13 protein-coding genes are annotated in these 14,573 nt (G+C 74.1%); 9 read left to right on the top strand and 4 right to left on the bottom strand.

What is annotated here, in order from left to right:
* Together CLV52_RS17370 and CLV52_RS17365 are read left to right on the top strand one after the other, a co-directional pair.
* Complete coding sequence (locus CLV52_RS17370; RefSeq protein WP_133767660.1) at positions 1-1,392, top strand: FUSC family protein; 1,392 nt, start codon at positions 1-3, stop codon at positions 1,390-1,392.
* A gap of 144 nt (positions 1,393-1,536) precedes the next feature.
* Positions 1,537-2,217 (top strand): DUF4397 domain-containing protein, encoded by a 681-nt coding sequence (locus CLV52_RS17365; protein WP_162850929.1) that lies wholly within the window; start codon positions 1,537-1,539, stop codon positions 2,215-2,217.
* A gap of 144 nt (positions 2,218-2,361) precedes the next feature.
* Here the strand turns inward: CLV52_RS17365 and CLV52_RS17360 are convergent, their stop codons facing one another.
* Together CLV52_RS17360 and CLV52_RS17355 are read right to left on the bottom strand one after the other, a co-directional pair.
* A complete protein-coding gene (locus CLV52_RS17360; RefSeq protein ID WP_133767658.1) occupies positions 2,362-4,167 on the bottom strand; it encodes an acetyl/propionyl/methylcrotonyl-CoA carboxylase subunit alpha in 1,806 nt (601 codons plus the stop codon).
* An 87-nt stretch (positions 4,168-4,254) separates the two neighbouring features.
* Positions 4,255-4,890: a Maf family protein gene (locus CLV52_RS17355; RefSeq protein ID WP_133767657.1), complete on the bottom strand. Its 636-nt coding sequence runs from the start codon at positions 4,888-4,890 to the stop codon at positions 4,255-4,257.
* Between the two features lie 53 nt (positions 4,891-4,943).
* On the opposite strand from CLV52_RS17355, the gene CLV52_RS17350 reads away from it, so the two are divergent.
* The 7 genes from CLV52_RS17350 to CLV52_RS17320 all read left to right on the top strand — a co-directional run bounded on the left by CLV52_RS17350 (position 4,944) and on the right by CLV52_RS17320 (position 12,371).
* Positions 4,944-6,152, top strand: a complete 1,209-nt coding sequence (locus CLV52_RS17350; RefSeq protein ID WP_133767656.1) for a class I SAM-dependent RNA methyltransferase — start codon at positions 4,944-4,946, stop codon at positions 6,150-6,152.
* Positions 6,153-6,398: 246 nt separating this feature from the next.
* Positions 6,399-7,058: a response regulator transcription factor gene (locus tag CLV52_RS17345; RefSeq protein ID WP_246018212.1), complete on the top strand. Its 660-nt coding sequence runs from the start codon at positions 6,399-6,401 to the stop codon at positions 7,056-7,058.
* On the top strand, positions 7,048-8,283 hold the full coding sequence (locus tag CLV52_RS17340; RefSeq protein WP_133767654.1) for a sensor histidine kinase: 1,236 nt from the start codon (positions 7,048-7,050) through the stop codon (positions 8,281-8,283). The genes CLV52_RS17345 and CLV52_RS17340 overlap by 11 nt, the downstream gene beginning before the upstream one ends.
* Positions 8,280-9,296 carry a hypothetical protein gene (locus tag CLV52_RS17335; protein WP_133767653.1) on the top strand — a complete coding sequence of 339 codons (1,017 nt, stop codon included), beginning with the start codon at positions 8,280-8,282 and terminating at the stop codon, positions 9,294-9,296. Before CLV52_RS17340 ends, CLV52_RS17335 begins: the two co-directional genes overlap by 4 nt.
* A gap of 117 nt (positions 9,297-9,413) precedes the next feature.
* Complete coding sequence (locus CLV52_RS17330; protein ID WP_211342745.1) at positions 9,414-10,106, top strand: response regulator transcription factor; 693 nt, start codon at positions 9,414-9,416, stop codon at positions 10,104-10,106.
* Positions 10,096-11,352, top strand: a complete 1,257-nt coding sequence (locus CLV52_RS17325; protein WP_133767651.1) for a sensor histidine kinase — start codon at positions 10,096-10,098, stop codon at positions 11,350-11,352. Before CLV52_RS17330 ends, CLV52_RS17325 begins: the two co-directional genes overlap by 11 nt.
* 5 nt (positions 11,353-11,357) lie before the next feature.
* Complete coding sequence (locus tag CLV52_RS17320) at positions 11,358-12,371, top strand: hypothetical protein (RefSeq protein ID WP_133767650.1); 1,014 nt, start codon at positions 11,358-11,360, stop codon at positions 12,369-12,371.
* A gap of 387 nt (positions 12,372-12,758) precedes the next feature.
* Here the strand turns inward: CLV52_RS17320 and CLV52_RS17315 are convergent, their stop codons facing one another.
* Both CLV52_RS17315 and CLV52_RS17310 read right to left on the bottom strand, forming a co-directional pair.
* Positions 12,759-12,968 (bottom strand): acyl-CoA carboxylase epsilon subunit, encoded by a 210-nt coding sequence (locus CLV52_RS17315; protein WP_133767649.1) that lies wholly within the window; start codon positions 12,966-12,968, stop codon positions 12,759-12,761.
* The gene (locus CLV52_RS17310) at positions 12,965-14,560 is read right to left on the bottom strand and encodes an acyl-CoA carboxylase subunit beta (protein WP_133767648.1); all 1,596 of its coding nucleotides are present in this window, start codon (positions 14,558-14,560) and stop codon (positions 12,965-12,967) included. Before CLV52_RS17310 ends, CLV52_RS17315 begins: the two co-directional genes overlap by 4 nt.
* Positions 14,561-14,573 lie beyond the last annotated feature (13 nt).

Genomic DNA, 14,573 nt, shown 5'->3' with positions numbered 1-14,573 from the left:
GTGCCGATCCGCAGCTCGGTCGCCGTCGGGCTCGCCGCCGCGGCGACGCTCGGGCTGGCACTGCTCGTCGCCGCGCTCGCCGGCCTGCCCGCGGCGATCGCGGTGACCGGGGTCGCGAACGTGATCCTCGCCGCCCGGTCGATGTCGGGGCTCCGCCCCGCGCGGCGGTTCGCCGAGCTGCCCGTCGTCGCCCTGCTCATCGTCGTCGCCGTCCTGTTCGGGCGGGTGCTCGTCGCGCTGCCGCCGCTCGGCGCGGTGCTGCTGGCCGTCGCGGTGGCCGCGTCCGTGCTCGCCCGGCGACTGGGACCGCGCGGGCGGCGCATCGGCCGGCTCGCGGCGGCGCCCTTCGTCTCGGTGCTCGTCGTGCCGGCTCCCGCGATCGCGGCCGGTCCGGGGGCCGCGCTCGCCGTGCCGCTGGTCGCGATCGCCGGGCAGGCGCTCACGGCGCTCGCGCTCACCGCCCTGCGCGTGCGGACGGAGGCGGTGGAGGCGCCTGCTCCTCCCGGCCGGCCCCGCTCGGCCGGGCGACTCGACGCGCCGACGCGGCAGGCCCTGCAGATCCTCCTCGCGCTGCTCGCCGCGTTCGCCGTCGGATTCCTGCTCTTCGGCCGGCACTGGGCTTGGGTCGTCATCACGGCGTACGTGGTGCAGATCGGTGCCCGCGGGCGGGGGCACGCGGCGCTCACGGCCGTCGAGCGGCTCGGCGGTGCGCTCGGCGGGACCGCGGCCGGGATGGCGGCGGCAGCGGTTCCGCTGCCGGACCCGGTCCGGGTGGCCCTGATCCTGCTCGTCCTCGTGTCCGCCTCCGCCTTGCGGTCCCGCTCGTACGTCTGGTGGGCGGCCGGGGTCACGGCGTCGCTGGCGCTGCTCTACGACGTGCTCGGGCGGGGTTCGCCGGCCGATCTGCTGCCGCGCCTCCTCGCCGTGATCGTCGGCGGGCTGATCGCGGCGGCCTCGTCGTGGTTCGTCCTGCCGGTCCGGTCGCGGGACGTGCTGCGGCGGCGCGTCGCGGACCTCCTCGCAGCGACACAGGTGGTGCTCGGCGCCATCCGCGCGGAGGAGGCGGCGCCGCTCGGGCCGGTGTGCGCGGCGCTCGCGCGGCTCGAGGAGCTGACGACGACGCACCGAGCGCAGGCCTGGATCGCGCGGGTCCTGCGCCGCACGGCGCCGCCGGAGGCCGCCGTGCTCGAACGCGCAGCCGAGGTCGGTCGTCGTCTGAAGGACCTCGTCGCCGGTCCGCCGGAGCGGGGGATCGGCGCTCTCGAGAAGCAGGTCGGCGCGCTGCGGCGCCTCAACGGCCGTCGGGAGGGCGAGGAGCGCCCGGCGGTACCACCGCTGCCCCTCGGTGTCGCGCTCGACGCGCTCTGGGAGCCGCTGGAGCGCCTCCGCTGAGATCGACGACCGCGCCCCCCGAACCTGCACTGGACCTGAACAGGCTGCTGAGGTCGTATGAGTCCCGCGCGCTGCGGGCGGGATGCGGGACGGTGCTCCCGTGGGCGCGATCCCCCGCCCACGTCAGAGAGACGAAGGAGTCCCATGCGACGCACACTCGTGGCCGGAGCCGTCATCGGCCTGGTCGCCGCCCTCGGCCTGGCGGTCCCCGCCGAGGCGAAGCCCGCCCACTACGGCAAGGCCCCCGCGACGGTGGGCGTCTTCCACGGCATCCCGAAGACCCCCGTGGACGTCTACGTCGGCTCGAAGCGCGTGCTGGACGACTTCCAGCCCGGCACCTTCTCCCCGTCGCTCTCGCTGAAGCAGGGCCGCTACCTCGTCCGGGTGACGAAGGCGACCGCGACGAGCCCGAAGCACCCGATCCTGGCCGCGCACGTCTCGCTGAAGTCGGGCGCGAGCTACTCGCTGATCGCGCACCTGACCGCGAAGGGCAAGCCGACCCTCACGAAGTACACGAACGACCTGCGCCCGGTCGGGAAGGACCAGGCCCGTCTGACCGTGCGGCACGTCGCGGCGGCGCCGCCCGTCCGCGTCGTCGTGAACGGCTTCGTCGCGGTGCCGTACCTGAAGAACCCGCACCAAGCGAAGGGCGTGCTCTACGCGGGCACCTACGACGTGAAGGTGCAGCTGGCCGCGTCGCCGAACACGACCGTGCTCAGCGCGACGCTGCCCGTGGCGGCCGGGACGAACGCGATCGTCTACGCCTGGGGCAGCGCGAAGGACGGGACGCTCGCGCTCGCGACCCGCGCCCCGGCGCTGAAGTAGTCCGCAGCCGGAGGGGCCCGGCGCCGCCCAGGCGCCGGGCCCTTCTGCGCACGTTGCGCGGATCAGGACGGAATGGGCGACACGCCGTGCCGCCGGGGCGTGGCAGCGGCGTGTCGCGAATCCGTCCTGATCCGTGAAAGGGGATCAGGCGGGGACGGCGGCCTCGTCGAGGATCTCGAGCAGGACCGTTCCGGAGGACACCGTGGTCCCGACGGTCGCGGCGACCCGGCCCACGACCCCGTCGCGGTGCGCGGTCAGGGGCTGCTCCATCTTCATCGCCTCGAGCACGGCGACGAGGTCGCCGGCCACGACGCGCTGGCCCTCCGTCACCGCGACCTTGACGACGGTCGCCTGCATCGGAGCCTTCACCGCGTTGCCGGAGGTCGTGCTGGCGTGGCCGGCCGCGGTCCGGCGGCGAGGGGGCGGCGGCGCGGAGGTCGCGGACTGCGGCCTCGCCAGGGCGGTCGGCAGCGACACCTCGATGCGCTTCCCGTTCACCTCGACGGTGACCGTCTGGCGCTCGTCGGGCGCGGGCCCGGTCGGGTCCTGGTCGCCGAGCGAGCCGCTCCACGGCTCGATCTCGTTCTCGAACTCGGTCTCGATCCAGCTCGTGTAGACGCCGAACCGGCCGCCCTCCGCGGTGAACGCGGGGTCGCGCACGACGGCGCGGTGGAACGGGATGACGGTGGGGAGGCCCGCGACCTCGAACTCCGCGAGCGCGCGACGCGACCGCTCGAGCGCGTCCGCGCGGTCGGAGCCCGTCACGATGAGCTTCGCGAGCAGCGAGTCGAACGCGCCGGAGACGACGTCCCCCGTCGTCACGCCGGAATCCACGCGGACGCCGGGGCCGCCGGGGACCCGGAACGACTTGACCGGTCCGGGGGAGGGGAGGAAGTTCCGGCCCGGGTCCTCGCCGTTGATGCGGAACTCGAAGGAGTGCCCGCGCGGCTCGGGGTCGTCGTAGCCGATGGCCTGGCCCTCGGCGATGCGGAACTGCTCGCGCACGAGATCGAGGCCCGTGACCTCCTCCGACACCGGATGCTCCACCTGGAGCCGCGTGTTCACCTCGAGGAACGAGACGGTGCCGTCCGAGCCGATGAGGAACTCGCACGTGCCCGCGCCGACGTACCCGACCTGCTTGAGGATCGCCTTCGACGAGCGGTAGAGGAGCTCGCGCTGCTCGTCGGTGACGAACGGCGCAGGCGCCTCCTCGACGAGCTTCTGGTGGCGGCGCTGGAGGGAGCAGTCGCGCGTCGACACGACGACGACGTTCCCGAACGCGTCCGCGAGGCACTGCGTCTCCACGTGGCGGGGCTTGTCGAGGTACTTCTCGACGAAGCACTCGCCGCGGCCGAAGGCGGCGACCGCCTCGCGGGTGGCGGAGTCGAACAGCTCCGGGATCTCCTCCATCGTGCGCGCGACCTTGAGGCCCCGGCCGCCGCCGCCGAACGCGGCCTTGATGGCGATCGGGAGGCCGACCTCCTGCGCGAACGCGACCACCTCGTCGGCATCCGCGACCGGGTTCAGCGTGCCGGGGGCGAGCGGGGCGCCGACCGACTCCGCGACGTGGCGGGCGGTGACCTTGTCGCCGAGCGCCTCGATCGCGTCGGGGGAGGGGCCGATCCAGATCAGCCCGGCGTCGATGACGCCCTGCGCGAAGGCGCTGTTCTCGGCGAGGAAGCCGTAACCGGGGTGGACGGCGTCCGCGCCGCTGCGGCGCGCGACCGACAGCAGCTTGTCGATGACGAGGTACGTCTCCGCCGAGGTGGCGCCGCCGAGGGCGTACGCCTCGTCGGCCAGGCGGACGTGCCGCGCGTCGCGGTCCTGATCGGCGTAGACCGCGACCGAGGCGATGCCCGCGTCGCGCGCCGCGCGGATGATCCGGACGGCGATCTCGCCCCGGTTCGCGACGAGCAGCTTGGTGATCCGACGCGACTCTGGGGAGGGCATGGATCCTTACTGTATTCGCAGGCGCCCGAAGCCCTTTGGTGACCCTCTACAAACCTCCGCCTCGATCCGTGTGCCGATCGCACCAGCTCATGCCGACGGCGGCCGGTTCCAGAGCGACGGCCAGGACGTCCCCGTGCGGCGGACCAGGCGGCGGAGCGTGCTGAGCGACAGGCCGACGACCGTCGAGGGGTCGCCGTCGACGTGCTCGATGAAGGGGCCTGCGAGCCCGTCGATCGTGAACGCGCCGGCGACGGACAGCGGCTCGCCGCTCGCGACGTAAGCGGTGATCTCCTCGTCATCGAGGTCGGGAGCGAACCGGACGGAGGCGCGCGCGGTCTCGCCGAACCCCTCGCCCGTGCGGGCGTCGACGAGGTGGTGGCCGGAGTGGAGCACGCCGGTGCCGCCGCGCTGGGCGTGCCAGCGCGCGGTCGCGATGGCGGGCTCGTGCGGCTTGCCGAAGGTCGTGCCGTCGAAGGCGAAGGCCGAGTCGCCGCCGAGGATCAGCGCGTCCGTCGTGCCGACGACCTCCGCCACGGCCTCCGCCTTCAGGCGCGCGAGCAGCTGCACGAGGTCCTCCGGCTCGAGCGGCGCGCCCCGCTGCAGCTCGGCGGCGGCGACCGCGGCCTCCTCGTCGACGCCGGGCGGCACGGTCTCGGGCTCGATCCCGGCGGCGCGGAGCAGCGCGAGACGGGCGGGGGAGGTGGACGCGAGGATGAGCCGCATCCCTCCAGCCTTCCGGTTCTGCGGCGCTCCCGCGTGCGCCGCCGCACGAGCGGATGGGCCAGGCTGGTGGGGTGACGGACCTCGAGCTGGACGTGCTGCGGATCGCGCACGGCGGCGTCGCCGTCGCCGAGCACCGCGGCCGAGTCGTGTTCGTCGCCGACGCGATCCCGGGCGAACGCGTGCTCGCCCGCGTCACGGACGACCGGCACGACCGCTTCTGGCGCGCGGAGACGGTCCGCGTGCTCGACCCGTCCCCGGACCGCGTGCCGCACGTGTGGGCCGCCGCGTCCGTCGACCGGGCGCCCGAGCAGCGCGCCGGCGGGGCGGAGTTCGGGCACATCGCACCCGCGCGGCAGCGGGCGCTGAAGGGGGAGGTCCTCCGCGACGCGCTCGGCCGCATCGGCCGTCTGCCGGCGTCGGAGGTCGACGCGCTCGCGCCCGAGGTCGCCGCGGTGCCCGGGCGACCCGACGGCACCCGGTCGCGCACCCGCGTCCGGCTGCACGTGGACCGCGGCGGTCGCGTCGGGCCCTACGCGGCCCGGTCGAAGCGGGTGATCCCGGTGCGCGACCTGCCGCTCGCGGTCGAGCCGCTCGAGCGCCTGCTGCCCGAGCGCGCCCGTGGCCGCGAGCTCGACCTCGTGGCCGCGGGTGGGGACGCGTTCGCGGCCGGCCCGCGGGACCGCCGTCCGGTGATCGAGGAGCGCGTCGGCGATCGGACGTTCCGGCTCGAGGCGCTCGGGTTCTGGCAGGTGCACCCGGCCGCCCCCCAGGTGCTCACGGACGCGGTGCGCGCCGCGGTCGACCCGGCGCTGCTCGACCCGGACGCGGACAACCTCGACCTGTACGGCGGCGTCGGCCTGCTCGCCGCGGCGCTCGCGGGCGGGCGGGACGTGCGCGTGACCACCGTCGAGTCGGACCGCGCGGCGAGCGGCCACGCGCGCGCGAACCTCGCGGACCTCCCGCGCGCGCGGGCCGTCGAGGCGCGCGTCGACGCCTTCCTCGAGGCGGAGCGGACGCGGCGACCCGGCGCGACCGTGCTTCTCGACCCGCCGCGCTCCGGCGCCGGCGCGGAGGTCGTCGACGCGATCGCGGCCAGCCGCCCCGCGCAGATCGTCTACGTCGCGTGCGACCCGGTCGCCCTCGCCCGGGACCTCGGCACGTTCGCGGACCGCGGCTGGCGCGCGGCGTCGCTGGCCGCGTTCGACCTGTTCCCGAACACGCACCACCTCGAGGCCGTCGCCCGCCTCGTCCCCGACGCCTGAGCCCTCCGCTCCGGCCAGATCACTGCGCTGCTGTGGTCTCGAGGCTCGCTTCGCTCGCACCTCGACCGGCGGGGAGGGGCGGCCGGCCCGTCGTGCGGATTCCGCAGGCACCACAACTGGGGACCACACAGCCCCGATCAGGGGCGGGACGCGGGGCGGGTGCCGCTCCTACCGTGGATGGACCGATCCGAGATCCCAGGAGCATCCACCGTGTCCATCGCGCAGGCAGTCGAGAGCACCACCGATGTGGTGCGCGTCGCGGTCGTCGACGATCACGAGTCGGTCCGCCTCGGTCTCCTCGCGGCGTGCATGCGGGAGGGGTACCAGTTCGTGGAGGAGGGGGCGAACGTCGCCGACCTCCTGTCCCGCCTGGGCGGCCGTGAGATCGACGTCGTCGTGCTCGACCTGTCGCTCGGCGACGGCGTCTCCATCACCGACAACGTGAAGGCGTGCCAGGCGACCGGCGCCGGGGTGCTCATCCACTCGATCGCCGACCGCGCGGCCGGCGTGCGTGAGGCGCTCGCCGCGGGTGCGGCCGGGGTCATCCCGAAGTCCGCCGCCACCGCGGTCGTGATGGCGGCGATCCGCACGGTTGCGTCCGGTGCGGTGCTGAACAACCTCGAGTGGGCGACCGCCATCGACGCGGACACCGACTTCGCGAAGGCGCAGCTCGGCCGGCGTGAGCGCGACGTCCTCAACCTCTACGCGTCGGGGCTGCCCCTGCGGATGGTCGCCGAGCAGCTCGGCATCGCCCCGTCGACGGTCCGCGAGTACCTCGACCGGATCCGGGTCAAGTACGTCGAGGTCGGTCGTCCCGCGCCGACCAAGGTCGACCTGCTCCGGCGCGCGGTCGAGGACGGCATCCTGCCGGGCCTCGACCCCGACGCGCCCCTCCATGACGACTGACCTCCGCGGGGTGTCGGCCCACCGCGTGGGCGCTCTGCGGTTCCAGAAGTACCTCGGCGTCATCGTCGCGGCGTTCGGGCTGCTCTACGCGCTCCAGACCCTCGACGGCCTCGTCGCGGACTGGCCGACCATGGCCGGCCCCGTCGGCGGCGCCGCCGTGGCGCTCGTCGCCGGATCGGTGCTGCTCGGCACCGTCGCGGGGCTCGTGCCGTCGCGCGCGCGGAGCCTGTTCCTCGGCGCCTCCATCCTGTTCTGCGCGGCCGCCGCCGTCTGGCCGTTCTCGATCAGCGGTCCCGTCCCGGACGCGCCGATGCCGTGGTTCATCGCGCTCCTCCCGGTCGTCGCGGCCTACCTCGCCGTCGCGTTCCGCCGGGCGGCCGCCCCGATCTGGGCCGCGATGCTCCTCTCGGCCGCCATCGCGACGGTCCTCGTCCTCCGCGGCGGGCTCGGGATCGCCGACGCCGTCGCGAACGGCCTCTTCGGCATCGCCGTGTCGACGGTCCTCGTCATCCTCATCGCCGCCGTCCGCCGCGGCGTCGAGCGCGCCGACCTGGCCCAGCAGACGGCGCTCGCGGGCTACGGCCGCTCCCGGCTCGACGACGCGACGGAGCACGAGCGCGTCCGCACCGACGCCCTCGTGCACGACTCCGTGCTCACGACCTTCCTCGCGGCCGCCGCCGCCCGCGACCCGGAGGCGGAGGAGCTCGCCCGCCGCATGGCGGCGAACGCCCTCCGCGTCCTCGCGCACGTGAGCCGCGCCGGCGACACCGGACCGGCGGTGCCGTTCGGCAAGGTCCTCGGCGACGCCGCCGACCGGTTCGCGGGCGTGCTGCCCGGGTGGGACGTCCAGGACCTCGGCAGCCTCCACGACCTCGTGCTCCCCGTCGAGGCGGGGGAGGCGCTCGTCGACGCGCTCCTGCTCGCGGTCACGGCCGGTTCGCTGCACACGGACGAGGCGACGTCCCGCACGATCCGGATGAGCGAGCTCGGCCCGGACGGCATCCGCATCGTCCTCGAGGACGACGGCGCGGCGTTCGACCCCGCCGAAGCGGGGCACGAGCGCGCGGCGCTCCTCCGCGACGCCGCCGAGCTCATGCGCAGCGTCGACGGCCGCGCCGACGTCCGCGCGGGGAGCGCGGGCGGCACCGCGGTCGTGCTCAGCTGGGGCTCCGTCGTCGTCTCCGGCACCGCGATCCGCCCCGAGCGCGCGGAGGTGTCGGCGTGATCGTCGTCCCCCGCTGGTTCTCCGCGGGCCTCGCCTCCGCCATCGCGGCCTACACCGCCGCGTTCGCGGTCATCTGGATCGCGACCGCCCGCTCGCCGCTCACGAACCTCATCGCGCTCGGCTTCTTCGGGCTCGCGTTCGGGGTCTCCATCGTCCGGATCGGGCGCGCCTCGCTGCCGGCGACGATCGTGATCGTCGCCTCCGGGCTCCTGCTCCCGGTGCTCGGCAGCGTCGGACTCGACCCCGTGCACGACAGCTACAGCAGCGGCGCATGGTACGTGAGCGGCGTCGCCTGCCTCGTCGTCGTCCTCCTGTGGCGTCGCCGCGCGAGCGCGGCCTGGATCCTCATGGGCGGCCTGCTCGTCCACACGTACGCGTGGGGCGGATTCGACGCGCTGAACGGGTTCGGCGTCGTCGCCGCGACCCTGATCATCGCGGTCATGGCCGCCGGCGGGTGGGCCGTCGCCCGCACCGAGCACCACCTCTCCTCCTTCTCCGAGGCGGAGCGGGAGGCGCTCGAGTGGGAGGCCGCTCAGGACGCGTACCACGCGGAGCGCCAGGTGCGCCTCGCGACCACGGCCCGGCTCGCGTCGTCGATGCTCCACCGCATCGCGGCCGCGAAGGACGGCCTCACGGACGCCGACCGCTTCGAGTGCCGCGTGCTGGAGCAGACGATCCGCGACGAGATCCGCGGACGCCGCCTGCTCAACGACGCGGTGCGCGAGCAGGTCGTCGCGCACCGCCGACGCGGCGCGCTCGTGCAGGTCAACGACGACGGCGGCATCGACGACATCCCCGCGGCGGTGCTCGAGCCGATGCTCGCGCAGATCGCGGCGGCCCTGGAGGGACTCTCGTCCGACCGCATCATCATCCGGACGGCGCCGCGCGACTCCGACACGGCTGTGACCGTCGTCGCGATGTCGACCGACCCGGTCGCGGCCGCCCTCGGTGTCGACGACGACGAGGAGCAGGTCGACCTGTGGCTCGAGCTCGAGCGGCCGGTGCTCGCGTGAGCCACCCCGTTCTGGGGGTCGGGGACCCCGGCGTGCGCGCCGCTTCGGTCCGCGCCACCGCACATACACTCGCGCCGTCCCGCCCGGGACGGGTCGCTGACGGAGAGGAGCCCGGTCGTGTCGATCGCGCAGGCTGAGAGTGCCACCGATGTCGTCCGCGTCGCGGTCGTCGACGATCACGAGTCGGTCCGCCTCGGTCTCCTCGCGGCGTGCATGCGGGAGGGGTACCAGTTCGTGGAGGAGGGGGCGAACGTCGCCGACCTCCTGTCCCGCCTGGGCGGCCGTGAGATCGACGTCGTCGTGCTCGACCTGTCGCTCGGCGACGGCGTCTCCATCACCGACAACGTGAAGGCGTGCCAGGCGACCGGCGCCGGGGTGCTCATCCACTCGATCGCCGACCGCGCGGCCGGCGTGCGTGAGGCGCTCGCCGCGGGTGCGGCCGGGGTCATCCCGAAGTCCGCCGCCACCGCGGTCGTGATGGCGGCGATCCGCACGGTTGCGTCCGGTGCGGTGCTGAACAACCTCGAGTGGGCGACCGCCATCGACGCGGACACCGACTTCGCGAAGGCGCAGCTCGGCCGGCGTGAGCGCGACGTCCTCAACCTCTACGCGTCGGGGCTGCCCCTGCGGATGGTCGCCGAGCAGCTCGGCATCGCCCCGTCGACGGTCCGCGAGTACCTCGACCGGATCCGGGTCAAGTACGTCGAGGTCGGTCGTCCCGCGCCGACCAAGGTCGACCTGCTCCGGCGCGCGGTCGAGGACGGCATCCTGCCGGGCCTCGACCCCGACGCCTCCCTCCATGACGACTGACGGCCGCGGCCGCGACCTCGCGGCCCGCATGGGGCTCGCGCCGATCGGCTCGCGGCGCATCGAGATGCTGCTGGCGGGCATGGCCAGCCTCTTCGGCCTGCTGTTCGCGGCGACGACGATCCCGGCGCTCGTCGCGGACTGGCCGGACCTCCGTCCGGGGCTGACGCTCATGCTCGCGGTCGCCGTCTACGGCTCGATCGTCGTCGCCGCGCTCGCTGCGCTGCTCCACCAGTGGACGCGCGCCGTGTTCGGCGGCGTCGGGCTCGTGTACTTCGGCGCGCTCGCGCTCTGGCCCGCCACGATCGGCCACACCTACGTCGGCGACACGAAGCCGTGGCTCTTCGCCCTCGCCGGCGTGCCGTGCGCGCTCGTCGTCGTGGCGTCCCGCTGGGCGGTCGCGGCGGTGTACGTGCTCCTCGTCTCCGTCTCGACCGTCGGCCTCCGCCTGACCGCCTCGGGCGGGGCGGCGACGCTCGGGTCGGCGCTGCTCGACGGTGCCGCGGTGTTCGAAGTGGGGATCAGCCTGCTGCTCATCGTCGTCGCCGTCCGCCGGGCCGCGAAGCAGGTCGACTCCGCCCAGGGGGCGGCGCTCAGCCGCTACGCCGACGCGCAGATCGACGAGGCGACGGAGAGCGAGCGCGTCCGCACCGACGCCCTCGTGCACGACTCCGTCCTCACCACGTTCCTGTCCGCGGCCGGCGCGCACACGCCCGAGGCGCAGCGGCTCGCGGCGCGGATGGCGAAGCACACGATGGGCGTGCTCTCCCGCGCGACGGTCGCGTCCTCCGTCGGCCCGAAGGTCCCGCTCGGCGATCTGCTCGACCGGATCCGGGAGGAGTCCGGGGCGATCGGCGACGCGTTCACCTTCTCGACGCAGGACGTCGACGCCGACGTCGTGCCCGAGAACGTCGCCGACGCCCTCGTGTCCGCGGCGGTGCAGGCGATGACGAACAGCGTGAAGCACGCCGGTGGGCCCGAGGTGCGGCGCTCCGTGCTCGTCAAGGGGACCGGTCAGGGCGCGGTGTGCGTCCACGTCGAGGACGAGGGGCGCGGCTTCGACCCCGCGAAGGTGGCTTCCGAGCGACTCGGCCTGCGCGTCTCGATCATCGAGCGCATGAGCCGCGTGAGCGGCGCCGTCGACCTCCGGACCGCGCTGGGGGAGGGGACCACCTTCGTGCTGTCATGGCCCGCCGGTGCCTCCGCGCCCGCGCAGGCGCCCGCCGACGGCGAGGCGGTGCTGGCGTGATCCCCATGCCCCGCCCGCTGATCGCGCTCCTCGCGAGCGTCGTCGCGGCGTGCACGATCTGCGCAGGCGTCCTCTCGCTGCCCTCGTCCCTGCACCCCGAGCGCGTCGTCATCGCGCTCGCGCTCTTCGCCGTCGCGTTCGTCCTGACGCTGCTGGGCCGCAGGTCCGCGATGTCCCCGCTCGTGTCCGGGCTGAACGCGGGCACCTCGTTCGCCATGGCCCTGCTCTGCGCGAGCAGCATGTCCGGTCCCGGCGTCCAGGGGAACGCGCACTGGTACATCGGCGCCGCCGGCTGCCTGCTCGTGCTCACGATGCTCCGGCGGCGGCCCGCGCACGCGTGGATCGGCGTCGGCCTGGTCGTCGCGCAGACGCTCGTCTGGGCCGGTCCCGCGGGCGTCGTCGCGGTGGGTGCGGCGCCGATGGCGCTCTGGGTCGCGGCCGCGTACTTCGGCGTCCGCTCGCTCTCGCACGCGATGCGCGACATCCAGCAGTTCGCCCGCTCCGAGCGGGAGGCCGTCGAGTGGCAGGCCGCGCAGGACGCGCACCACTTCGAGCGGCAGGTGCGGCTCACGCAGACGAGCCGCGTCGCGCTGCCGATGCTGCTCCACATCGCGGAGACCGACGGCGACCTCGACGACGCCGCGCGCGCCGAGTGCCGCGTGCTCGAGCAGACGATCCGGGACGAGATCCGCGGTCGGCGCCTCCTGAACGAGGCCCTCCGGGATCAGGTCATCGCGCACCGCCGGCGCGGCGCGTTCGTGCAGGTGCTCGACGACGGCGGCCTGGACGACGTCGACCCCGGCCTGATGGAGCCGATCCTCGACGAGGTCGCGGCGAAGCTCGCGCACGTCCACTCCGACCGCATCATTATCCGGACCGCTCCGAAGGGCTCCGACAAGTCCGTGACGGTCGTGGCCATCACGATCGACGAGACCGCGGCCGCCCTCGGCCTGGAGGACGAGGGCGAGGAGGTCGACCTCTGGCTCGAGCTCCCGCGCCCGCAGCCCGCGCCCGCCTGACCCGAGCCCGAGTCCGCCTCTCCGCGGCACCTCCGCCCGCGCGGGCAGGCGGACCAGCCGCTGAGCGGCGGACCAGCGACCGGCGCTCCCCAGGCAAACAGGGAAAGGGGCCGGTCTCCCCAGACCGGCCCCTGTGCACCCCCGAGTCGGCGGGACAACCCGAAATATCCCGCCCACGGCCGGACGCCCGAGTTACCCGACTCGGGCAGTGGTCCGGTTGCGGCGCCGTGGGTCGGCGCCGTGTGGTGCGACCAGTCTGCAGGATTCCCAGCAGATGCACAGTCGGCAGGATGGGGGACTTTCGGGGTACAAATTCGGACCGGGTTGTTCACTCCTGGTCGCGCTTGCACCCGTTCGAGGGTCAGGACGCGGGCGATCCGCGGCTGATCAGCGACTCCGCCAGTCGCGCTCGACCGGCCACGGGGTCCGGAGCGCCCTGCGCGAGCGGTCCCACGCGGTCCGAGCGGCGGGCTGGGGCAGCGGCTCGGCCGAGACCGCCTGCTCGAGCAGCAGCGTGCTGAACAGGGCGGCGATCGCCGCCGCCTCCTCGTCGGTGGGGGAGCCGGCGACGACCGTGATCGGCAGGGGGTCGGTCACAGCGGGATGTTCCCGTGCTTCTTGGGCGGCAGGGAGGCGCGCTTGGAGGCGAGCGCCCGGAGCGCCTTCACGACGGTGATGCGGGTGGTGGCCGGCTCGATGACGCCGTCCAGCTCACCGCGCTCCGCCGCGAGGAACGGGCTCGCGACGTTGTACGTGTACTCGTTCGCGAGCCGGGTGCGGACCGCGTCGACGTCCTCCCCGGCCGCCTCCGCCTTCCGGATCTCGCCGCGGTAGAGGATGTTGACGGCGCCCTGGCCGCCCATCACCGCGATCTCGGCGGTCGGCCAGGCGTAGTTGAGGTCCGCGCCGAGCTGCTTCGAGCCCATGACGATGTACGCGCCGCCGTACGCCTTTCGGGTGATGATCGTGACGAGCGGCACGGTCGCCTCGGCGTACGCGTAGAGGAGCTTCGCGCCGCGGCGGATGACGCCCGTCCACTCCTGGTCGGTGCCCGGCAGGTATCCGGGCACGTCGACGAGCGTGAGGATCGGGATGGAGAAGGCGTCGCAGAACCGCACGAACCGCGCGGCCTTCTCGCCCGCGTCGATGTTCAGCGTGCCGGCCATCGCCGACGGCTGGTTCGCGACGACGCCGACGGACCGGCCCTCGACGCGGCCGAAGCCGACGACGACGTTCGGCGCGAACAGCGGCTGCGTCTCGAGGAACTCGCCGTCGTCGACGATCGTCTCGATGACCTCGTGCACGTCGTACGGCTGGTTCGGGCTGTCCGGGATGACCGTGTTCAGCCGCCGGTCGTCGTCCGTGACCTCGATCGCGGCGGTCGAGGCGTAGACCGGCGGGTCGGAGAGGTTGTTGTCCGGCAGGTAGCCGAGCAGGGTGCGGGCGTAGTCGAGCGCGTCGTCCTCGTCGGACGCGAGGTAGTGCGCGACGCCGGAGCGGGTGTTGTGCGTCAGCGCGCCGCCCAGCTCCTCCATCGCGACGTCCTCGCCCGTGACCGTCTTGATCACGTCCGGACCGGTGACGAACATCTGGCTGGTCTTGTCGACCATGATCACGAAGTCGGTGAGCGCGGGGGAGTAGACCGCCCCGCCGGCGGCCGGCCCCATCACGATCGAGATCTGCGGGATGACCCCGGAGGCGGCGGTGTTCTGTCGGAAGATCTCGCCGTACTTGCCGAGGGCGACCACGCCCTCCTGGATGCGCGCACCGCCCGAGTCGAGGATGCCGATGATCGGCACGCCCGTCTTCAGGGCGTGCGCCATCACCTTCAGGATCTTCTCGCCGGCGACCTCGCCGAGGGAGCCGCCGAAGATGGTGAAGTCCTGGCTGTACACCGCGACCTGGCGGCCGTGGATCTCGCCGATGCCGGTGACGACGGCGTCGCCGTAGGGGCGCTTCGCGTCCATCCCGAAGGCGGTCGTGCGGTGCCGCACGAACTCGTCGAGCTCGACGAACGTGCCGTGGTCGAGCAGCTGCTCGATGCGCTCGCGGGCGGTCTTCTTGCCCTTCGCGTGCTGCTTCTCGATCGCGGCGGCACCGCTGGCGGTGACCGCCTCGTGGTACCGCTCCTTGAGATCCGCGAGTCGTTCGGCGGTGGTCGTCGCCACGGGGCCGGGGGTGTCCGTCACGGCTCCCGAGCCT

The organism is Amnibacterium kyonggiense, assembly GCF_004364555.1.
GTDB classification, from domain to species: domain Bacteria; phylum Actinomycetota; class Actinomycetes; order Actinomycetales; family Microbacteriaceae; genus Amnibacterium; species Amnibacterium kyonggiense.
The sequence above is the reverse complement of the archived record's forward strand: the minus strand, read 5'-3'. Positions and strand labels throughout refer to the sequence as shown.